We start from the raw sequence: 21742 nt of genomic DNA on the forward strand, positions 1-21742 counted from the left end.
TGTTTCTGCCGCATAAAATCTTTTAAAATACCGCCTGATTTGAATTTAACCGAAAGACCGAACTTCATGAACCTACATCAAACCGTCGAACGCGAAGCCGCCGCCGCCTTTGCCGCCGCAGGCATCTCCGGCAGCCCCGTTGTCTTGCAGCCGACCAAAAACGCCGAACACGGCGATTTCCAAATCAACGGCGTGATGGGTGCGGCGAAAAAAGCCAAACAAAATCCGCGCGAATTGGCGCAAAAAGTGGCTGAAGCATTGGCGGACAACGCCGTAATCGAAAGCGCGGAGGTAGCCGGTCCGGGTTTCATCAACCTGCGTCTGCGCCCCGAATTTCTCGCGCAAAACATTCAGACGGCCTTGAACGACGCGCGTTTCGGCGTGGCAAAAACTGACAAGCCAAAAACCGTCGTCATCGACTATTCTTCGCCCAATCTGGCGAAGGAAATGCACGTCGGACACCTCCGTTCCAGCATCATCGGCGACAGCATTTCGCGCGTGTTGGCATTTATGGGCAACACCGTCGTCCGCCAAAACCACGTCGGCGACTGGGGTACGCAGTTCGGTATGTTGGTCGCTTATCTGGTCGAGCAGCAAAAAGACAATGCCGCGTTCGAGCTGGCGGATTTAGAGCAGTTTTACCGCGCCGCCAAAGTGCGCTTTGACGAAGACCCCGCCTTTGCCGACACCGCGCGCGAATACGTTGTAAAGCTGCAAGGCGGCGATGAAACCGTATTGGCATTGTGGAAACAGTTTGTCGATATTTCGCTCTCGCACGCCCAAGCCGTTTACGACACGCTGGGCTTGAAGCTGCGCCCCGAAGACGTGGCAGGCGAATCGAAGTACAACGACGATTTACAAGCCGTGGTCGATGATTTGGTTCAAAAAGGCTTGGCGGTCGAAGACGACGGCGCAAAAGTCGTGTTCTTGGACGAGTTTAAAAACAAAGAGGGCGAACCTGCCGCATTTATCGTGCAAAAACAAGGCGGCGGCTTCCTTTATGCTTCCACCGACTTGGCGTGTTTGCGCTACCGCATAGGCCGTCTGAAAGCCGACCGCCTGCTGTACGTCGTCGACCACCGCCAAGCCCTGCACTTTGAGCAACTCTTTACCACTTCACGCAAAGCCGGCTATTTGCCGGAAGATGCAAAAGCCGAGTTTATCGGCTTCGGCACGATGATGGGCAAAGACGGCAAACCGTTCAAAACGCGCAGCGGCGACACTGTAAAACTGGTCGATCTGCTGACCGAAGCCGTCGAACGCGCCACCGCTTTGGTGAAAGAGAAAAATCCCGAATTGGGCGCGGACGAAGCGGCGAAAATCGGCAAAACCGTCGGCATCGGCGCGGTCAAATACGCCGATTTGAGCAAAAACCGCACCAGCGATTATGTGTTCGACTGGGACGCCATGCTCTCGTTTGAAGGCAACACCGCCCCCTACCTGCAATATGCCTACACCCGCGTGCAAAGCGTGTTCCGCAAAGCAGGCGAATGGGACGCAACTGCGCCAACCGTTTTGACCGAACCTTTGGAAAAACAACTAGCCGCCGAGCTGCTGAAATTCGAAGACGTGCTGCAAAGCGTGGCGGACACGGCGTATCCGCACTACCTCGCCGCCTACCTCTACCAAATTGCCACCCTGTTCAGCCGCTTCTACGAAGCCTGCCCGATTTTGAAAGCCGAAAGCGCAAGCCGCAACAGCCGCCTGCAACTGGCAAAACTCACCGGCGACACGCTGAAACAAGGCCTGGATTTGCTGGGCATTGATGTGTTGGACGTAATGTAAAACCGCACCGCCCGATTGCGGACAACAGCCTCGCCATCCTCATCCGAATCTGAAAAAAGCGGCGCGATACACCGTATCCGCCGCCCCTCCCAAAATGCGAAACAGACAAACGCCAAGCAAGCAAGCAAGCAAGCAAGCAAGCAAGCAAGCAAGCAAAAAATTATAACCCCCTTCCTGCCGACACACGCACTTTCCGCGCGGCGCATTCCCCTTTTCCCGCCCCTCAAACCCGCCTTTTCTTCAGGCAGGGTTTCAGCCCGCCTCTTTTCCCTGTTTTCCTTTCCCCGACACGCGTGCGCGCCCCCTGCCGCACCGTGCCGCACTTTCGCGCCCGGACGGCATCGGTCTGTCATCCGGTTCTCTGTTTTACATACCCCTGTTTCAGAAAGAAATGCAGATGTTTCAACACACAGGACGACATATAAAGCACCGCCCTATGTGTTGCCCTGATTTGGAAGGGGTTGCGCCTCCCAAATAAAGTCTGATCCTGCCGCCCCGAAGGACAGATGTCCGAGTGGCGAAGTTTCAATCGAAAAGGAAATACGATGAATATTCACACCCTGCTCTCCAAACAATGGACGCTGCCGCCATTCCTGCCGAAACGGCTGCTGCTGTCCCTGCTGATACTGCTGGCCCCCAATGCGGTGTTTTGGGTTTTGGCACTGCTGACCGCCACCGCCCGCCCGATTGTCAATTTGGACTACCTTCCCGCCGCGCTGCTGATCGCCCTGCCTTGGCGTTTCGTCAAAATTACCGGCGTATTGGCGTTTTGGCTGGCGGTTTTGTTTGACGGGCTGATGATGGTGATCCAGCTCTTCCCTTTTATGGACCTCATCGGCGCCATCAACCTCGTCCCCTTCATCCTGACCGCCCCCGCCCCTTATCAGATAATGACCGGGCTGTTGCTGCTGTATATGCTGGCGATGCCGTTTGTGTTGCAGAAAGCCGCCGCCAAAACCGACTTCCGACACATTGCCGCCTGTGCCGCCGTCGTGGCGGCAGTCGGCTATTTCACCGGCCATTTGAGTTACTACGACCGGGGGCGGATGGCCAATATCTTCGGCGCAAACAACTTCTATTACGTCAAAAGTCAGGCGATGCTCTACACCGTCAGCCAGAATGCCGACTTTATTACCGCCGGCCTGGTCGATCCCGTCTTCCTCCCCTTGGGCAATCAACAGCGTGCCGCCACGCATCTGAACGAGCCGAAATCTCAAAAAATCCTCTTTATCGTCGCCGAATCTTGGGGGCTTCCGGCCAATCCCGAACTTCAAAACGCCACTTTTGCCAAACTGCTGGCGCAAAAAGACCGTTTTTCGGTTTGGGAAAGCGGCAGTTTTCCCTTTATCGGCGCGACGGTCGAAGGCGAAATGCGCGAACTGTGCGCCTACGGCGGTTTGCGCGGGTTCGCACTGCGCCGCGCGCCCGACGAAAAATTTGCCCGCTGCCTCCCCAACCGTTTGAAACAAGAAGGTTACGCCACCTTTGCGATGCACGGCGCGGGCAGTTCGCTTTACGACCGCTTCAGCTGGTATCCGAGGGCGGGCTTTCAAGAAATCAAAACCGCCGAAAACCTGATCGGTAAAAAAACCTGCGCCATTTTCGGCGGCGTGTGCGACAGCGAGCTGTTCGGCGAAGTGTCGGCATTTTTCAAAAAACACGACAAGGGACTGTTTTACTGGATGACGCTGACCAGCCACGCCGACTATCCCGAATCCGACATTTTCAACCACAGGCTCAAATGCACCGAATACGGCCTGCCCGCCGAAACCGACCTCTGCCGCAACTTCAGCCTGCACACCCAATTTTTCGACCAACTGGCGGATTTAATCCAACGCCCCGAAATGAAAGGCGTGGAAGTCATTATCGTCGGCGACCATCCGCCGCCCGTCGGTAACCTCAATGAAACCTTCCGCTACCTCAAACAGGGGCACGTCGCCTGGCTGCACTTCAAAATCAAATAACAACAATGCCGTCTGAACGCACAAACAGCCTTCAGACGGCATTTTGCAGACAGGCCGACCCCCTCAAGCCCACTTTTTTCATCGTCGCTTTGTAAGAATCCAAAAATCCAAAATCACAGGAAGTTATCAAAAAAACAGAAACCATCCACCGTCATTCCCGCGCAGGCGGGAATCCAAAGCCACGGGAATTTATCGGAAAAACCGAAACTTCTCCGCCGTCATTCCCGCGCAGGCGGGAATCTGGAAACCCAAAGCCACAGGAATTTATCGGGAAAACCGAAACTTCTCCGCCGTCGTTCCCGCGCAGGCGGGAATCTAGGTCTGTCGGTGCGGAAACTTATCGGATAAAACGGTTTCTTCAGATTTTACGTTCTGGATTCCCACTTTCGTGGGAATGACGGGATGTAGGTTCGTAGGAATGACGTGGTGCAGGTTTCCGTATGGATGGATTCGTCATTCCCGCGCAGGCGGGAATCCGGAACCGGAAACTGCAGAAATTTATCGGAAAAACCGAAACTCAAAAACAACGGAAACCGAACGGACAGGATTCCCGCCTGTGCGGGAATGACGGCTCATACATCACCCCAAAAAATTGAAACCAAACAGATGGGATTCCCTCTTGCGTGAGGCTGACAGATGCCGTCTGAAAGACTTTCAGACGGCATAGGGCGTTTTCTCTTTGAATGTAAATTTGCCACAAAAAAGCTGCCTCAAATGAATACCCGGGCAGCTTTTTGTTGATATGACTCCAATCAGCGGTGTTGCGGATTGTAACGTTTTTCCAAACGCAGGAATATCCAACCTAAGAAAGTCGTCATCAGAAGATAAATCAGGGCGACGGTATAAAGCGGTTCTTCATAAACCGAGTACCGGCCCGTAATCGTATTCTGAACATAGGCCAACTCCGCCACGGCAATCACCGACAACAGGGAACTATCTTTTAGCAATGTGATAAATTCGCTTGCCAAAGGCGGCAGCATACGGCGCAATGCCTGCGGCAGAATCACATAGCGCATCGCCTGCGGATAAGTCATACCCAAAGAACGCGCCGCCTCCATCTGCCCTTTGTCTATAGACTGGATGCCCGCGCGGAAAATCTCACAGATATACGCCCCCGAGTTGGCAACCAAAGCAAGCGAACCGGCAATCAGCGGCCCGTATCCGCGACGCAGCTCGACTGCCGCTTCCCCGCTGACCAAAATGCCGTCTGAAGGGTGGACAAAAAACGGAAACCACACATACGCCCAAATCACAATTTGAACAAACAGCGGCGTACCCCGGAACAGCGTAACGTACAGCAGCGAAACCTTACGCAACGCCCACGCCAGCACGCGCATCGGCACACCGGCTTTTTCCAAGTGAATCAGGCGCGCCAATGCCAAAAGCAACCCCAATACCGAACCGCCCGAGGTCGCCACGACCGTCAGCCCCAGTGTCGTCAGTGCGCCATAAAGGAACATCCAGCGGTATTCGTAAATAATGTCAAAACGAAAATCCATATAGTGTCCGTATCAAAAACCGGCGAAACTGCCGCCATTTCAAAATAATCCGCCATTTTACCGTAAAAACCGCCGCCTGAACTTTTTTATCGCGGCAGACGGCGGTTGCGCGTTTCCGCAAAAATGCCGGACGCGCGGTTTTCAGACGGCATTTGCCGTTCAAAGCCGTGCGGTGTCTTTACCAAATGCCCAACCATTCGCCCACGGCATCCGTCCAATCCTTATTGCCCCCGCCGCTCCTGCCTGCCCGGCGGTACGCCCACGGCGCTTGCGGATTTTTAGCTTTCCACAATCCTTTGCGTTCCCTTTCCGCCTGAATTTGAGCGTCGGCATAGTCGGCAAAATCCGCCTTATCCTGCTGTTCTTTAGCATAACTTTTATAATGCCACGCCGCCCCATCCTGCACCTGCATCAGGTTCAAATCGGTTTTGCCGACAAAAACCTGCGCCACTTCGCGCTGATAGCGGTCGGTATCGAACACGCGCACGCTGACTTTCCTGCCTTCCGCCGCCGCGCGCAGGTTGTCGCGCGAACGCGTGCCGTAAGCCTGCTTCATCTCCGGCGCATCGATATACGCCATACGGATTTTGTGTTTTGCGCCGTCGCCGTCGATGACGTGCAGGGTGTCGCCGTCATAGACTTTGGACACCGTGCCTGTGTAGCTGTGGCCGGATTTCGCCGATACTCGGCGGCGGGCGGGCGCGTCGGAACCCACGTCCCCTGCCGTGCCGAGTACGTCGAGTACGGCAACCGCCGTCCGCACCGCCTCGCTGCCGTACCCCGTATAACCCAACGCACCCAAAAGCGACAGGGCGACGGGAAGCCATTTCATAATTTTTTTAATCTGCATATTTTTCAAATGCCGATGCCGTCTGAACATATCGGAACCGGATTTCAGACGGCATCTTAACGTCAGGATTACCCTTGGCAGGGATAGATGACTTTCGCGCCCTCTTCCGTACCTAAAATCAACACGTCGGCGGCATCTCGGGCGAATATGCCGTTTTCGAGCACGCCAGTGATTTTGTTGATTTCATCTTCCATCGTCAGCGGTTTGTCGATATTCAAGCCGTGGACATCGACAATTTGGTTGCCGTAAAACGTGGTGTAGCCGATACGCAATTCAGGCTGTCCGCCCATAGCGAGCAGTTTGCGCGAAACAAGGGAGCGCGCGCTTTCGACGACTTCTACGGGCAGAGGGAATTTGCCCAAACGTGAAACATATTTGCTTTCATCCGCAATGCAGATGAATTTTTCTGATGCGCTGGCGACGATTTTTTCGTTGAGGTGCGCGCCGCCGCCGCCCTTAATCATTTGCAGGGCGTGGTTGACTTCGTCCGCACCGTCGATATAGACCGCCAAACCGGACACTTCGTTCAGGGAAACGACCGGAATGTCGTACCGGGCAAGCAGTTCGCTGGATTTTTTGGAAGTAGATACCGCGCCTTTGATTTTTTTACCGCTCTTACCCAAGGCTTCGATGAAAAAGTTGATGGTCGAGCCGGTACCGATGCCGATATATTCATTTTCGGGTACGAATTCGACTGCTTTTTCGGCGGCGATGCGCTTGAGTTCGTCTTGTGTCGTCATATTTTTGTCCTTTGGGAAACCGTATCAACAAACAGCCGCAATCTTAACATTTTTTTGCACGTCCTGCCCGCCGCGTTCAAATCCGTACCAGCAATACCGCCGCCTGCGCCTCTATGCCTTCCATGCGCCCGAGATAACCGAGTTTTTCGTTGGTTTTGCCTTTGATGTTGACGCACGAAATGTCTATGCCCAAATCGGCGGCGATGTTGGCACGCATTTGCGGAATGTGCGGCGCGAGTTTGGGTTTCTGTGCAATCATGGTCGTATCGACATTGGCCGCCTGCCAACCCTGCGCCTGAACGCTTTGATACGCCGCACGCAAAAGGACGCGACTGTCCGCATCTTTAAACTCTGCGGCGGTGTCGGGGAAATGGCTGCCGATGTCGCCCAAACCTGCCGCACCGAGCAGCGCGTCGGTAATGGCGTGCAACAGCGCGTCGGCATCGGAATGTCCGAGCAGCCCTTTTTCAAATGGGATTTCAACTCCGCCGAGTATCAACTTTCTGCCTTCGGTCAGTTGGTGGACATCGTAGCCCTGCCCGATACGGATATTCGTCATAATTTCTGTTCCTGATGGTTTGAATTGAAGTTCAGACGGCATTGAGCAGCAGCCTGACGATGTATGCGTCCTGCGGCTGCGTCAATTTCAAATTGCGCACGTCGCCCTGTATCAGTAGCGGACGCACACCCAATTTTTCCACGGCGGACGCTTCATCGGTAATGCCGTCCAAGTTTTCCGCAGCCAATGCGCGGTGCAGCAGCCCGGCGCGGAAAAGCTGCGGCGTTTGTGCCTGCCAAAGCCCCGAACGGTCGACAGTTGCACTGATTTGTCCGCCTTCTGCGCGTTTGAGCGTATCGGCAACGGGAATTGCCAAAATCCCGCCTTCGGCAGCGTTGCCCGCCTGTTCTATCAACCGCGTCAGGGCTTCAGACGGCAGGCAGCATCGGGCGGCATCGTGTACCAGAATATTGTCGGTTTCCGCCGCCAAACCGGTTTCCAACAGTTTTTCCACACCGTTGCGGACGGTTTCGGCACGAGTCCGCCCTCCGATTTTCCAAACTTCCACACCGGCAAATGCCGTCTGAAAACCATTGGCAAGGACATCTTCCGGCGATACGACGACAACCGTCATATCGATGGACGGATGATTTTGAAAAATGCAAACCGTATGCTCCAGAACCGTTTTTCCGCCGATTTCGACATATTGCTTGGGTTTGTCCGCACCGAAACGCGCCCCGATGCCGGCGGCGGGAATCAGCGCGATATTTTTGCGCTTCATGCGTTTTCCCCGCCGTTTTCAGACGGCACGGCCTCCTTGCGCCAAATACAGGACTCGCCCAAGCCGTCGAGGTATTTTTCGTGCGCCGCCAGTTCGGTCTCATCCGCCTTAACCACTTTCAGCTTGGCGCTGCGTTTCATTTCGACAGATACGGCAGGTTGGGCCGCCGGCTCTTCCTTTTCGTCCTCCCCCATCAGGTCAAACTGCCGCCGCGTCATCGCAAGATAGACTTCACCCAAAAGCTCGCAGTCGATCAGCGCGCCGTGCAGGACGCGCTTGCTGCGGTCGACGGAAAAACGGTTGCACAGGGCATCCAGGCTGGCCTTCTGCCCGGGAAACATTTCGCGCGCCATCGCCAGGGTATCGGTAACGGTGCAGCCGAGTTCTTCGACAGTCGGCAGACCCATCCGGCGGAACTCCATATTGAGGAAGCCCACGTCGAATTTGGCATTGTGGATAATCAGTTCCGCACCGCGTAGGAAATCGGCAATCTGCCTGCCGACCTCTGCAAACGGCGGCGCATTTTTCTCTTCCAAAACCTCTATCGTCAGACCGTGCACCTTCGCCGCCTCTTCGGGCATATCGCGCTCGGGGTGGACATAGAGGTGCAGGTTTTTGTCGGTCATTTGGCGATTGACCATTTCTAAACCGGCAAACTCGACCAAGCGGTCGCCGCCGTCGGCATACAGACCGGTGGTTTCGGTATCGAGGATGATTTGGCGTGTCGTCATATCGGTGTCTTTCTTCTATCTTTGTGAATTGATTATTTTTTAAGCAATGTATTTTTCTGTTTTCATTTCAATGCACAAACCCACTTATTCACAGCGTGTTCACAACATTGGGCAGGCGGATTGTGTATTTCGGTGCAGGCTGTTCAGACGGCATTTACCGTTTTTCCCCGATTGCCGCCGCGCCTAAAAACCGCCTTTCGCGCTTAATCAAAAATACCGCCAACGGAATATTGCCCAAGGCGACAATCAGATACAGCAGTGAAATGCTGTCAAACAAAAACAGCAGCACCGCGCTCAAAACGGCGGCGGCAACCATAAAGATACCGTTAATGATATTGTTGGCGGCAACAGCGCAGGCGCGGAAAGTTTCACTGCTGGCAGTTTGCAGCCAGGTATAGAGCGGAACGGAGAAAAATCCGCCGAAAAAGCCGATCAGCGTCATCACCGCCATCACGGGATATGCCCATCCTTGCGACAGGAACCAGAAAATGCCGTTCAGCCCTTCAAAACGATGACCGTGCGTCAGCCACACCAAAACCAGGCCGCAAACCGTCAAACCGAACGCACCAACCGTTACCCAAGCCAACATCAGGCGTTCCCTGCCGAACTTGGCACACAGTACCGAACCGGCGGCAATACCGATGGAAAACAAAGCAAGCATCAGGTTAAAAACATTATCGTTGCCGCCCAGATGGATTTGGGTAAAGGTCGGCAGTTGCGTGGTATAAACCGCGCCGACAAACCAAAACCACGAAATACCGATAATGGCGGTAAAAACGGGCTTGTGCCGCACCGTTTCACGCAGCAGGGATTTTGTGCCACGGACAATATTCCACTCGATTTGTGTATCGGCAGCCTTGGCGGGTACGGACGGCATAAACAGGCTGCCGGCCGTGCCTCCGACGGCGACCAGCAAAACCAGTATCCCGACAATACAAGGCGGCGCGCCGGCAACCGCCGTCCCCAGTATCTGACCGAACAGGATGGCGACAAACGTACCGGATTCAATCAGGCTGTTCCCCGTCATCAGCTCTTTGTCGTCGAGGTAATCGGGCAGGATGGCGTATTTCAGCGGGCCGAACAGCGTCGATTGCGCGCCCATACAAAACAGGCACACCATCAGCAAAACGGCGGAACGCGTATAAAACCCGTATGCCGCCACCGCCATAATGATGATTTCCAGCACCTTAATCCAGCGTGCCAAAACAGCCTTGTCGAATTTGTTGCCCAACTGTCCCGACAGTGCGGAAAACAGGAAATACGGCAGGATAAACAGCAACGCGCCCAAATTCAACATCTGCCCGGCGGGCAGGAAGCCGTTTTCCCCCAAACCGTAAAACCCGATCATCACAAACAGCGCGGTTTTGAACACATTGTCGTTGAACGCGCCGAGAAACTGCGTGGCGAAAAGCGGGGCGAAACGGCGGCTTTTGCACAATCCCCGGACACCCTGCTCAGCCTTCATCTTTTTCCTCTTTCTTTTCAAGCAATTTGCTTGTCGAATCATCGTCCATCAAAATGCGGTGCGCCGGCCCTTCCAAGTCGTCAAACTGCCCGTTTTTACCCGACCACCAAAAAAACCAGCCGATGGCAAACGCCAAAATAATGCTGATGGGTACCAATATAAACATACTTTCCATCACATATTCCCTGTCAAATCATTCAAAATAAAAGTCTGCCCCGACACGGTCAAATATTCGTTACGCAAAGCCCCCACCTCGGCTTCGTCAAAAAACAGCCCGATGCGGTCTTTGACCACGCGCCAATACTGGGGGATTTCCGTTTGGGCAAACGGCGAAAGGACATGATTTTCCATTCCGCCTTCAAGTTTGACGGCAAAACGCCCGCTCTGAGGCCGCGCCTCCGACTCGTCGTCGGCAAGCATAATAAAAAAGCCTATATGCCGGCCCGATTGGTCGTGAATACTGAAATAATGCATAAATTCCCCACCCGCCTTTTTTCAGACGGCATCAACTAAAAACAGGGCGAATGTACCGGCTCGGACGGGAAAAACGCAAAAAAATCCCCTCGGAAATACCGGCACGCCGCATATTCCCTTTTTCCGTCAAAATGCCCGACTTCCGCCATTTTCACGCAAACGCCCGATTAAGCCAAGCAATTGCAAAGATTTTTTGCTAGAATAGCCTGCTTCTTTTATCAACCGTTTCAGCCGGTCCCACTACTTTCCCGCCAAGGAAGGCAAAACGGATTCGGCACGGGACTTGGTTAGTATCCGCGTCCGACTCCAATGCCGTCTGAAACTTTCCGGAGTAAGAAAATGTCCCAAAAATTAATCTTGGTTTTGAACTGCGGCAGCTCGTCCCTCAAAGGCGCGGTCCTGGATAACGGCAGCGGCGAAGTCCTGCTGAGCTGCCTTGCCGAAAAACTTAACCTGCCCGATGCCTACATCACATTCAAAGCAAACGGCGAAAAACACAAAGTCGACCTGTCCGCCAAGCCCGACCACACCGGCGCGGTCGAAGCCCTGATGGAAGAACTCAAAGCCCACGGCCTCGACAGCCGCATCGGCGCCATCGGCCACCGCGTCGTCAGCGGCGGCGAACTGTACAGCGAATCCATCCTCGTTGACGACGAAGTCATTGCCGGCATCGAAAAATGCATCCCGCTCGCCCCCCTGCACAACCCCGCCCACCTCTTGGGCCTGCGTGCCGCGCAAAGCATTTTCAAAGGCCTGCCCAACGTCGTCGTTTTCGACACCGCCTTCCATCAGACTATGCCGGAACACGCCTACAAATACGCCGTTCCGCAAGAATACTATGAAAAATACGGCCTGCGCCGCTACGGCGCGCACGGCACCAGCTACCGCTTCGTCGCCGACGAAACCGCGCGCTTCCTCGGCAAAGACAAAAAAGACCTGCGTATGGTCATTGCCCACTTGGGCAACGGCGCGTCCATCACCGCCGTCGCCAACGGCGAATCGCGCGACACCAGTATGGGCCTGACTCCGCTGGAAGGGCTGGTAATGGGTACGCGCAGCGGCGACATCGATCCTTCCGTATTCGGCTTCCTCGCCGAAAACGCCAATATGACCATCGCCCAAATCACCGAAATGCTGAACAAAAAATCCGGTCTGCTCGGCATTTCCGGCCTGTCCAACGACTGCCGCACCATTGAAGAAGAAGCCGCCAAGGGGCATAAAGGTGCGAAATTGGCCTTGGATATGTTTATCTACCGCCTTGCCAAATACATCGGCAGTATGGCGGTTGCCGCCGGCGGGCTGGATGCCCTGGTCTTTACCGGCGGCATCGGCGAAAACTCCGACATCATCCGCGAGCGCGTGATCGGCTACTTGGGCTTCCTCGGTCTGAAAGCCGACCACGAGGCCAACCTGAAGGCACGCTTCGGCAACGCAGGCGTAATTACGACTGCCGACAGCAAAGCCGTTGCCGTGGTCATTCCGACCAACGAAGAGCTGATGATTGCACACGATACCGCCCGTTTGAGCGGTCTGTAAGGTTTTATCCGCACACGAACTGCCTCTGGAAACGGAGGCAGTTTTTTTTATCCGGCTTTCCATACTTAAACAGCACTGCCTATTTTCAGACATTGACGGTTGCAGCCGCCTACCTGAACCTTGATAATTGACTATTTTTTAATCATGTTATTATTTTCCATAAAATACATGGCATTAAGATGTTTTTCCACAAAAGATACACACACCGGCAAACACCGGCTGTGTTTATCTTTTCTTATGCCTATTTTTTAATCATTGTATTTTTATCTTTTAATTTCAATACGCAAACCAACTTATACACACGGTTTTCACATCTTTGGACTGCTTCCGTGTGTATAGCGGATATTGCCGTTTTCCTTTCTGACAAAAATGCCGTCTGAGAACTTCAGACGGCATTTGAAACATCGGAATCAGCGGTTTTGTTCATACCACTCGATAAACTTGTCGGCTTTGACAAAACCCAGCAGCGGCTCGCTGCGGCTGCCGTCGGAGCGGACGACAAACACGCCCGGCGGCCCGAACAGACCGTATTCTTTCAACAACGCCTGATGTTCGGGCGTGTTGGCGGTTACATCGATTTGGAAAAAGCGTTCCATATCGACCGCCTGATGCACTTCCGGCTGATTGAGCGTGTAAGCCGCCATTTCTTTGCAGGAAATGCACCAGTCGGCATAAAAATCCAAAACGACGGGTTTGTCGGGATGTTCTTTCAACGCCGTATCCATCGCTGCCTTCAGCGCGGCAGTATCGGCAAACATTTTGCCGTGTTCCGAAGATTTGCCTGCTTCGACCGGCGGATTGAGGGTCAGGAAATGGTGCAGCGCGGTCGTTTTGCCGTTTGCGCCCTGCCAGCCGAACCACGCGCCGCCTATCAGCAATATGCCGCCCAATGCGAATGCCACAGCTTTCGGACGGCGTTTCTGCCTGCGTCCGTTGACCAGCAGCATACAGGCAGGAACCAGCATCAGCAGCGTGTACAGCGCGACGACGAGATAATAGGGCAAGTGCGGCGTGGCGAGGTAAACGGCGACGGCAAGCAGGATAAAGCCGAAAGCGTATTTGACGGCATTCATCCAATCGCCTGCCTTAGGCAGGATATGCCCGCCGAACGTGCCGATGGCAATCAGCGGAACGCCGGTGCCCAACGCCAAAGTGTAAAGTGCCAAACCGCCTAAAACCGCATCGCCCGTCTGACCGATGTAGCCCAAAGCAAATGCCAGCGGCGGGGCGACACACGGCCCGACAATCAGCGCGGACAATATGCCCATAATAAAGACGGAAACGATTTTACCGCCTGAAAGCCTGCTGCTTTGATTCTGAAAATACGACTGCACGGCGTTGGGAAGCTGGATGTTGAACAGCCCGAACATAGACAGTGCCAAGACGACCATTAAAGCCGATGCCGCCAACACCACCCAAGCCTGCTGCAACCATACGGTCAGCAACGCACCCGTCAGTCCGGCAACAATGCCGACCAGCGTATAAGTCAGAGCCAAACCCTGAACATAAACGACGGACAGCACAAACGCCCGCGCCTTGCCTGCCTTTTTGTCGCCGACCACGATACTGGAAACAATCGGCAGCAGGGGATACATACAGGCGGTAAAACTCAGACCCAAACCGGCGAGAAAAAACGCCAACAGGTTGGCGTTGAGCGTATCCCAAGACAGCTTGAAACGGCTGTCGCCGCCCTCGTTCCCCTTCGGGGGCTGCAACGCCCCGCTGCCGTTTTGAGAGGAAGGCTGCAAAAAGCGGTCTTTGGTGGATGCCGGTTCGTCGGTTTGCGGATGGTAGGTGCCGTTGCCGGAAATATCAAACTCGGTATCCACGGGCGGATAGCACACGCCGGCTTCGGCACAGCCCTGATAGGTCAAAACCAATTTATACGGTTCGCCGACAGCCTTTGCATAAGGAAAGGCAACCTGCGCTTCGTGATGGTAAACCGTCTGCCTGCCGAAAAATTCGTCTTCCTTCTCTTCGCCCTTGCTGAAAGAAGGCTGTCCCAACAAATCCGACGGATCGGTCTTGCCGACGATTTTCGCCTGATACATATAGTATCCGTCGGCAATCTTGAAACGGACGTTCACACCGTCGTCGGCAACGGCAAGCTCCGGAACGAATGCCTTTTCCGGCGGCAGCAGATCGTTCGCATCCAGCGCGAAAGCCCGTCCGCACAACATCAAAAATACGGCGAACAGGCAAATCAGTTTTTTCATAATCGAATCCGTTTCAGACAAATAATTTGTCTGCATTATAAATGGTAAGGTTGACGGTGGGATTTAATTTATGTAAAACCCGCCATTATCCGAACCTATTTCCATAAACATCTTATCGAACCCGCCATGTACGATGTCAATACCCACGATGTCCGCCGCTTTTTCGCCCGCGTGTGGCAGCAGCGGCTCAATCCGCTGCAACTGAGCGCACTGGAACAGAAAGCCCTCCGCATTGTCGAAGCCCATCCCGAATACCACCGCTATCTCGAACGCATCGAAGACCATCTGGACACCGACTGGCTGCCCGAAAACGGCGAAAGCAACCCCTTCCTGCATATGTCGCTGCATCTGTCCGTCCAAGAACAGGCGGACATAGACCAGCCGCACGGCATACGCGCCATCCACGACACCCTGTGCGCCAAACGCGGCCGGCTGGAAGCCGAACACGAAATGATGGAGGCACTGGCGGAAACACTGTGGACGGCGCAACGCTACGGCACCGGTTTGGATGTCAATTTCTACATGACCCGACTGCGCAAACTCATCGGCTTGGGTGCAGAAGATCAAGCCAGGTTGAACCCGCATGAAATCGCCTGACCATACCAACCGCCTGCAAAATGCCGTCTGAAGCGGAACAACCCCTTTCAGACGGCATTCATTTCCCCCATCATTTCCACAACGCGCGTTTCAACATAATTAACCAATCTTTCTTGTCCAAAACGGGGCGTTGTGCAAACACATCGTATCGGCACGCGTCCAGTTTCTGCAAAATCAACTGCGCCCCCAACACAATCATACGGAGTTCCAAACCGATACGCCCTTTCAATTCGCGCGCCAAAGGCGAACCCGCCTTCAGCATACGGAATGCGCGCCGGCACTCATACGCCATCAGCCGCTGAAACACCGCATCCGCCCTACCCTCCGCAATCTGTCCTTCGGAAACACCGAATTTCAACAAATCGTCCTGCGGGAGATAAACCCTGCCCTTTTGCCAATCCACAGCCACATCCTGCCAAAAATTCACCAGTTGCAAAGCCGTACAGATGCCGTCGCTTTGCGCCACGCTGACCGCATCTGTTTTTCCGTATAAAGCCAGCATAATGCGTCCGACAGGGTTGGCGGAACGCCGGCAATAATCGGCCAGCTCGCCGAAATGCGCGTACCGCGTTTTAACCACATCCTGCGAAAACGCCGAAAGCAAATCATAAAACGGCTGCAAATCCAAACCGAACGGTGCAACGGCCTCGGCATCCAATCGGGCAATCAAAGGATGCGCCGACCGGCCGCCCGATGCCAACACATCCAACTCGCGCCGCAAACCCTCCAACCCCGCCAACCTGACTTCGGACGGCATACAGCCCTCGTCCGCCATATCGTCCGCCGTCCGCGCAAACGCATACACCGCGTGAACCGGCTTCCTCAACCTGCGCGGCAAAATCAGCGAACCGACGGGAAAATTTTCATAATGTCCGACCGACATACGTCCCTCCTCCTTCACACAAAAATGCCGTCTGAAACGGAATCAAGCCTTTCAGACGGCATCGCAAAGCTCCAAGCCGATACATCAATGATGGTGATGGCCGTGCGGCCCGTGGACGTGTCCGTGTGCGATTTCCTCGTCAGACGCATCGCGCACACTTTCAACCCTTGCCTTAAAGCGGATTTTCATCCCGGCCAAAGGATGGTTGCCGTCCACCACCGCCTTGCCGTCGGCAACATCGGTTACACGATAGACGACAACATCGCCGGTTTCAGGATCGTCGGCTTCAAACATCATACCGACCTCGACATCCACGGGAAACACGCCGACATCTTCAACGCGCACCAGCTCCGGATCCTGCTCGCCGAACGCGTCGTCGGGCGACAGCGCCACATCGACCGTATCGCCGGCATCCTTGCCGTGCAAAGCCTCTTCGACCAAAGGAAAAATACCGTCATAACCGCCGTGCAGATACGCAATCGGCTCTTCCGTCTTATCCAGAAGCTGATTGTTGGCATCGTACATTTCATAATGCAGCGAAACGACGGAATTTTTTGCAATAGCCATATTTGTCCTTTCAGAAACAGCAGATTGGTTACATTAAAGATTCTAACACAACCGCCGCGCCGGCCGGCCGACGTTAATGTATTCACAAACCGTGCGGCACACATTTTTATGTAATTTTTTGTTATTTTCCCATCGTGCAACTTTTTTGCAACACCCGCCGGGGCGCGCCGGCTTATCCGCCGTCATCCCAAACCTGCCGTCATCAATCGCGCAACATACTGAATTATATCGGCCTGCACGAAATCCCCTTTGCCGGAAACGGGGCTGCAAAACCGTTTTACAGGATTTATCATTCGACAGGCGGAAAAACTTTTCATTCAAACCTGTTTTCCCATTTGCACACCGTTGCAATCCCCTATTTCGTGGTGCATAATTACGCAAAATTCAGCAATGAATTTTCAACTTGGTTTGTAGTGATGGTCGATAATGGCCGTTTTACCCTAATTTGATTTAAATTGATTTTAAAGGTTACTAAAATGAAAAAATCCCTGTTTGCCGCTGCTTTGTTGTCTTTGGCTTTGGCCGCCTGCGGCGGAGAAAAAGCCGCTGAAGCTCCTGCTGCCGAAGCACCTGCCGCTGAAGCTCCCGCTACCGAAGCTCCTGCCGCTGAAGCTCCTGCTGCTGCTGAAACTCCTGCCGCTGAAGCTCCCGCTGCCGAAGCTCCTGCCGCTGAAGCTCCTGCTTCCGAGGCTTCCTCTACCGAAGCTCCTGCCGCTGAAGCTCCCGCTGCCGAAGCTCCTGCCGCATCTGAAGCTGCAAAATAAGCATTTACCGCTTGCAAAGAAGCAGGATACGTTCTGTATCCTGCTTCTTTTGCTTTCGGTCGTGTTTCACAATCGTGTTGAAAAAACAGACGGGCTTAAATAAAGTTATTTTGGTTCAATCAATTAAACCATCACGCCAAATGATAAACAATGCCTGCCCGCATCTTATATAAGCAGGCCGGCAGCATCTTAAAATACCCCCTTGATTTTTTCAGACGGCATCCGCCCGCGTTTACATCCTCTCATTGCGTTCCCGAATATGCTTGACCTGCATCACGAATTTTCCCGACTGCTGTCGGCAGACGAGATTGCCGAACCTTCTCCGACGCTTTTAAAAGATCAGCGCAACCGCTTTACGTCTGCACCAGACATCATTTTGCAGCCGCGCAGCGTCGAAAGCGTGCAAACCATTATGCGTTTTTGTTACGAACACCGCATTCCGGTTACGCCGCAAGGCGGCAATACCGGTTTGTGCGGCGCGGCAGTATCGGAAAACGGCGTATTGCTGAACCTTTCCAAGCTCGACAAAATCCGCAATATCGACTTGGCGGACAACTGTATGACCGTCGAAGCGGGCTGCATCCTTAAAACCGTACAACAAACGGCAGAAGCTGCCGGCCGGCTGTTCCCGCTCAGTCTCGCCAGCGAAGGCTCGTGCCAAATCGGCGGCAATATCGCCTGCAATGCCGGCGGATTGAACGTATTGCGTTACGGCACGATGCGCGATTTGGTCATCGGACTGGAAATTGTCCTGCCAAACGGCGAACTGGTTTCCCATCTCCATCCCCTGCATAAAAACACCACCGGCTACGACCTGCACCATCTGTTTATCGGCAGCGAAGGTACTTTGGGCATTATCACCGCCGCCACGCTCAAGCTTTTTGCCCGCCCCTTAGACAAGGCGACCGCCTGGGTCGGCATTCCCGACATCGAATCCGCCGTCCGCCTGCTGACCGAAACCCAAGCGCACTTTGCCGAACGCCTGTGCAGTTTTGAGCTGATCGGCCGTTTTGCCGCCGGGTTGTCCTCCGAATTCAGCAACCTCCCCCTGCCGACACATTCAGAATGGCATATTTTACTTGAGTTGACCGACTCATTACCCGACAGCAATCTTGATGATCAGCTTGTCGAATTTCTTTATAAAAAAGGATTTACCGACAGCGTATTGGCGCAAAGCGAACAAGAACGTATCAATATGTGGGCGTTGCGCGAAAACATCTCCGCTTCACAACGCAAACTGGGCACCAGCATCAAACACGATATTGCCGTCCCCATCGGGCGCGTTGCCGACTTTGTCCGCCGGTGCGCCAAAGATTTGGAACAAAATTTCAAAGGCATACAAATCGTCTGCTTCGGACATCTGGGCGACGGCAGCCTGCACTACAATACTTTCCTGCCCGAAATCCTCAGCAATGAAGTCTATCGTTACGAAAACGACATCAACAGCACAGTCTATTGCAACGTTCTTGCCTGCAATGGTACAGTTGCCGCAGAACACGGCATAGGTATCATCAAAAAACAGTGGCTGGACAAAGTACGCACCCCTGCCGAAATTGCCCTGATGAAAAGTATCAGGCAGCATCTCGACCCGCACGGCATCATGAACCCGGGCAAACTGCTTCCATAAATAACTGATTCAAAATGAAATTATAGGAAATATCATGGGAATGACAGCAACCTATCAACTGGTCGATAATGAAAAACTGGCTTTGCTTAAAAATACCGATACCGAATGGCAAGAATTGTTTGAAGAACTGGAAGATCTGGAGGATGAGGCTGCCGTTTGCCTCGACATCGATAAAATGTGGGATGTTTTGCATTTTGTACTGACCGGAACAAGTGCAGAAAATCCCTTAAAGGGCAATCTGTTATCCGAATCAATCGTCGGAACGGCACCCATTTCGGACGACGACGGATACGCCGCTTATATCGAATCCGCCCAAATCCATGAAATCGTCTCGGCTTTGGAAAGCTTCGACATAAAAAGCGCAATGGAGCATTTCAGTATGCAGGTGTGCAAAGAGCATCATATCTACCCCGACATTTGGGATTATGAAGATGAAATTGATGATATAAAAGAAGAAATTACCGACTACTTTTACAAAATCGGCAATTTTTACAAAACCGCCCGGCATTCAAATAGCAATGTACTGGTCAGCATTTACTAAATATATTTCAAACATCACGGAAACTTTAATGAAGACAAAGTACGGAATCGCACTCAAGGAAACCTAGGTATTTCAACCTGGGAGACCATCATGAGTAAAAGTTACAGAAAACACCCCTTTTCCCCTATAACCACGGCAGTCAGCGAAAAACAGGACAAACGTCTTGCCAACCGGAAATTACGGAGAATAGCGCGCGAATGTCTGAAACAAGGAAAAGAACCACCCCACCATATCAGGGCAGTCAGCAACGTTTACGATTTCGCCAAAGATGGGCATTTCCGTTTTTCCGCTTCCCGTCATCCGCATCTTTTACGCAAATAGAAAACAGGGCAACCGCCCTGTTTTTCCGTTTCGTATTTCAACACCATTGTCTAAACAACCGTCAGACGGCATTGTTCAAATGCCGTCTGAAACCGCATCCCCCATCAGCGCGTATGCTTAATCAACCGCTGTTTCTCGCGTTTCCAATCCGCCTCTTTCATACTCTGGCGTTTGTCGTGTTGTTTCTTACCTTTTGCCAAACCGATTTCCATCTTGATTTTTCCGCGCGAAAAATGCAAATCCAGCGGCACGATGGTGTAGCCGGCACGTTCGGTTTTTCCGATCAACTTGTTGATTTCCGACTGATTCAACAAGAGCTTGCGCGGGCGTACGGCATCCGGTTTGATGTGTGTCGAGGCTGTGGGCAACGCAGTAATATGGCAACCGACCAGATAAAACGCGTCTTTTTTCCAATAGATATAACTCTCTTTAAGCTGTACGCGCGCGGCGCGGATTGCTTTGACTTCCCAGCCTTCCAAGACCAAACCGGCTTCAATCCGGTCTTCAATGAAAAAATCGTGAAATGCTTTTTTATTGTTCGCAATAGCCATAAACATCCTATCAATATCCGCCGTCAGACGGCATAAACCCGAAAACAGAACCCATCATACCGCCTCTTCAACCGCCTGCACAATCTTCTCGGGATACAGCTTGTTGAGGCAGTCTGTATGCCCTAGCGGACATTCCCGCTTAAAACACGGGGAACATTCCAAATGGAGGCTGACGATTTTTGCCTTATCGCTCAAAGGCGGCGTGTGTGTCGGACTGGACGAACCGTAAACCGCCACTACCTTCCTGCCCAAAGCTGCCGCCAAGTGCATCAGCCCGCTGTCGTTACATACAACCGTATCTGCCAACGACAACAAGTCCATTGCCTGAGACAAATCGGTCTTACCGCATAAATTCACACATATGCCGTCTGAAAGGCGGTTGATTTCCTCGGCGATTTCATCATCTTTTTGCGAACCGAACAGCCAAACCTGCCAACCCGCCGCCGAATAATGTTTGCCCAACTCGGAAAAATGCTTTGCCGGCCAACGCTTTGCCGGCCCGAATTCCGCACCCGGACAAAAAGCCAAAACAGGCTTTCCAATATCCAAGCCAAAGGTTTCGACAGAAATTTTCCTCTGCCGTTCATCAATGGAAAACTTAGGAAATCCTGAACACCCGTCAAAATCTTTCTGACTCTGATGCGCAAGAGCCGTATATCTATCCACCATCAAAGGCAGACGTTCCTTATCCAGCCTGCGTACATCGTTCAACAGAAAATAACGGCTTTCGCCGACATAACCCGTTCTTTTTCCAATACCCGTTGCCAGTGCGATGATTGCCGATTTCAAAGAACCCGGTAACACGATAACCTGATCGTATCCGCGCCGCCCCAAATCCCTGCCGACCCGCCAGCGGCGTTTCAACTCCAACGCACCGTGTCCGAACGGATTTTCAAGAATCTCATTCACTTCAGGCATACGCTCAAACACCGCCATCGACCACTTCGGTGCGAACACATCAATCGTGCAACCGGGGTGAAGTTCCTTCAAACGGCGGAACAAGGGCTGGGTCATCACGCAGTCGCCTATCCAACTGGGAGAAATAATCAGGATTTTTTGAGACATAAAATGGAAAACCGAACAAAACAGACGGATTTTACCGCGAAACTGTTGGAAAACCTATCTCGCCGCATCCCGAACGCCGGACGTGCAAATATGAAAAAGCCCGAACATTCAAGTTCGGGCTTCAAAATTTTGGCTCCCCGACCTGGGCTCGAACCAGGGACCTGCGGATTAACAGTCCGTCGCTCTACCGACTGAGCTATCGGGGAATGGGGCGTATTATAGCGTCCGGAAAAAATGTGTCAATCCTTAATTTTGGAAAAATGGGCGGCAAAACGACAAGCATATG

General features: G+C 53.1%; 22 protein-coding genes and 1 tRNA gene. 7 read left to right on the forward strand and 16 right to left on the reverse strand.

The genetic code is table 11. The features are described from left to right. Nucleotides 1-66 precede the first annotated feature (66 nt). Together argS and FGL10_RS04870 are read left to right on the forward strand one after the other, a co-directional pair. A complete protein-coding gene (gene argS / locus FGL10_RS04855) occupies nucleotides 67-1785 on the forward strand; it encodes an arginine--tRNA ligase (RefSeq protein WP_003708749.1) in 1719 nt (572 codons plus the stop codon). Between the two features lie 545 nt (nucleotides 1786-2330). Then, the gene (locus FGL10_RS04870) at nucleotides 2331-3749 is read left to right on the forward strand and encodes a sulfatase-like hydrolase/transferase (protein ID WP_003708746.1); all 1419 of its coding nucleotides are present in this window, start codon (nucleotides 2331-2333) and stop codon (nucleotides 3747-3749) included. A 752-nt stretch (nucleotides 3750-4501) separates the two neighbouring features. On the opposite strand, the gene FGL10_RS04885 is transcribed toward FGL10_RS04870, so the two are convergent. The 10 genes from FGL10_RS04885 to FGL10_RS04930 form a co-directional block, all read right to left on the reverse strand. Beyond that, a complete protein-coding gene (locus FGL10_RS04885) occupies nucleotides 4502-5248 on the reverse strand; it encodes an amino acid ABC transporter permease (protein ID WP_003708737.1) in 747 nt (248 codons plus the stop codon). After that, nucleotides 5232-5411 (reverse strand): hypothetical protein, encoded by a 180-nt coding sequence (locus FGL10_RS12540; protein ID WP_003708735.1) that lies wholly within the window; start codon nucleotides 5409-5411, stop codon nucleotides 5232-5234. The genes FGL10_RS04885 and FGL10_RS12540 overlap by 17 nt, the downstream gene beginning before the upstream one ends. A gap of 15 nt (nucleotides 5412-5426) precedes the next feature. Then, nucleotides 5427-6098: a thermonuclease family protein gene (locus FGL10_RS04895; RefSeq protein ID WP_003708733.1), complete on the reverse strand. Its 672-nt coding sequence runs from the start codon at nucleotides 6096-6098 to the stop codon at nucleotides 5427-5429. Between the two features lie 68 nt (nucleotides 6099-6166). Then, on the reverse strand, nucleotides 6167-6838 hold the full coding sequence (rpiA, locus tag FGL10_RS04900) for a ribose-5-phosphate isomerase RpiA (RefSeq protein ID WP_003708731.1): 672 nt from the start codon (nucleotides 6836-6838) through the stop codon (nucleotides 6167-6169). 76 nt (nucleotides 6839-6914) lie between these two features. Continuing rightward, nucleotides 6915-7397 carry a 2-C-methyl-D-erythritol 2,4-cyclodiphosphate synthase gene (gene ispF, locus FGL10_RS04905; RefSeq protein WP_036469604.1) on the reverse strand — a complete coding sequence of 161 codons (483 nt, stop codon included), beginning with the start codon at nucleotides 7395-7397 and terminating at the stop codon, nucleotides 6915-6917. Between the two features lie 31 nt (nucleotides 7398-7428). Next, nucleotides 7429-8118 (reverse strand): 2-C-methyl-D-erythritol 4-phosphate cytidylyltransferase, encoded by a 690-nt coding sequence (ispD, locus tag FGL10_RS04910; RefSeq protein ID WP_003708728.1) that lies wholly within the window; start codon nucleotides 8116-8118, stop codon nucleotides 7429-7431. After that, nucleotides 8115-8849: a DNA polymerase III subunit epsilon gene (dnaQ, locus tag FGL10_RS04915; protein ID WP_003708726.1), complete on the reverse strand. Its 735-nt coding sequence runs from the start codon at nucleotides 8847-8849 to the stop codon at nucleotides 8115-8117. The genes ispD and dnaQ overlap by 4 nt, the downstream gene beginning before the upstream one ends. 154 nt (nucleotides 8850-9003) lie before the next feature. Further along, nucleotides 9004-10314 (reverse strand): MFS transporter, encoded by a 1311-nt coding sequence (locus FGL10_RS04920; RefSeq protein ID WP_003708724.1) that lies wholly within the window; start codon nucleotides 10312-10314, stop codon nucleotides 9004-9006. Beyond that, complete coding sequence (gene ccoS / locus FGL10_RS04925; protein ID WP_003708723.1) at nucleotides 10304-10489, reverse strand: cbb3-type cytochrome oxidase assembly protein CcoS; 186 nt, start codon at nucleotides 10487-10489, stop codon at nucleotides 10304-10306. The genes FGL10_RS04920 and ccoS overlap by 11 nt, the downstream gene beginning before the upstream one ends. Beyond that, entirely contained in the window at nucleotides 10489-10788 is a 300-nt protein-coding gene (locus tag FGL10_RS04930) for an HLGFF motif protein (protein WP_003708721.1), read from the reverse strand. Before FGL10_RS04930 ends, ccoS begins: the two co-directional genes overlap by 1 nt. Before the next feature lie 339 nt (nucleotides 10789-11127). Here FGL10_RS04930 and FGL10_RS04935 point away from each other — a divergent pair, with 339 nt between their 5' ends. After that, entirely contained in the window at nucleotides 11128-12324 is a 1197-nt protein-coding gene (locus FGL10_RS04935) for an acetate kinase (RefSeq protein WP_036469600.1), read from the forward strand. Nucleotides 12325-12734: 410 nt separating this feature from the next. Here FGL10_RS04935 and FGL10_RS04945 read toward each other — a convergent pair whose 3' ends face one another. Then, nucleotides 12735-14576 (reverse strand): protein-disulfide reductase DsbD, encoded by a 1842-nt coding sequence (locus FGL10_RS04945; protein WP_003708709.1) that lies wholly within the window; start codon nucleotides 14574-14576, stop codon nucleotides 12735-12737. A gap of 90 nt (nucleotides 14577-14666) precedes the next feature. Between FGL10_RS04945 and FGL10_RS04950 the strand changes: the two genes are divergently transcribed. Next, entirely contained in the window at nucleotides 14667-15137 is a 471-nt protein-coding gene (locus tag FGL10_RS04950; protein WP_036469592.1) for a DUF1841 family protein, read from the forward strand. Between the two features lie 70 nt (nucleotides 15138-15207). On the opposite strand, the gene hpnC is transcribed toward FGL10_RS04950, so the two are convergent. Beyond that, nucleotides 15208-16020 (reverse strand): squalene synthase HpnC, encoded by an 813-nt coding sequence (hpnC, locus tag FGL10_RS04955; protein WP_003708703.1) that lies wholly within the window; start codon nucleotides 16018-16020, stop codon nucleotides 15208-15210. An 84-nt stretch (nucleotides 16021-16104) separates the two neighbouring features. Then, nucleotides 16105-16587 (reverse strand): FKBP-type peptidyl-prolyl cis-trans isomerase, encoded by a 483-nt coding sequence (locus FGL10_RS04960; protein WP_003708701.1) that lies wholly within the window; start codon nucleotides 16585-16587, stop codon nucleotides 16105-16107. Between the two features lie 476 nt (nucleotides 16588-17063). Here FGL10_RS04960 and FGL10_RS04970 point away from each other — a divergent pair, with 476 nt between their 5' ends. The 3 genes from FGL10_RS04970 to FGL10_RS04980 all read left to right on the forward strand — a co-directional run bounded on the left by FGL10_RS04970 (nucleotide 17064) and on the right by FGL10_RS04980 (nucleotide 19519). Next, entirely contained in the window at nucleotides 17064-17351 is a 288-nt protein-coding gene (locus tag FGL10_RS04970; RefSeq protein ID WP_036469588.1) for a hypothetical protein, read from the forward strand. A 259-nt stretch (nucleotides 17352-17610) separates the two neighbouring features. Next, on the forward strand, nucleotides 17611-18978 hold the full coding sequence (locus FGL10_RS04975) for an FAD-binding oxidoreductase (RefSeq protein WP_036469622.1): 1368 nt from the start codon (nucleotides 17611-17613) through the stop codon (nucleotides 18976-18978). Between the two features lie 40 nt (nucleotides 18979-19018). Next, the gene (locus FGL10_RS04980) at nucleotides 19019-19519 is read left to right on the forward strand and encodes a YfbM family protein (protein ID WP_232043729.1); all 501 of its coding nucleotides are present in this window, start codon (nucleotides 19019-19021) and stop codon (nucleotides 19517-19519) included. Between the two features lie 425 nt (nucleotides 19520-19944). On the opposite strand, the gene smpB is transcribed toward FGL10_RS04980, so the two are convergent. The 3 genes from smpB to FGL10_RS05000 form a co-directional block, all read right to left on the reverse strand. Then, a complete protein-coding gene (gene smpB / locus FGL10_RS04990) occupies nucleotides 19945-20391 on the reverse strand; it encodes an SsrA-binding protein SmpB (protein ID WP_002229688.1) in 447 nt (148 codons plus the stop codon). A 54-nt stretch (nucleotides 20392-20445) separates the two neighbouring features. After that, nucleotides 20446-21456, reverse strand: a complete 1011-nt coding sequence (waaF, locus tag FGL10_RS04995) for a lipopolysaccharide heptosyltransferase II (RefSeq protein WP_036475120.1) — start codon at nucleotides 21454-21456, stop codon at nucleotides 20446-20448. Nucleotides 21457-21586: 130 nt separating this feature from the next. Further along, nucleotides 21587-21662, reverse strand: a tRNA-Asn gene (locus FGL10_RS05000). Between the last annotated feature and the right edge of the window lie 80 nt (nucleotides 21663-21742).

Origin of the sequence: Neisseria lactamica (assembly GCF_901482445.1) — a bacterium.
GTDB lineage: Bacteria > Pseudomonadota > Gammaproteobacteria > Burkholderiales > Neisseriaceae > Neisseria > Neisseria lactamica.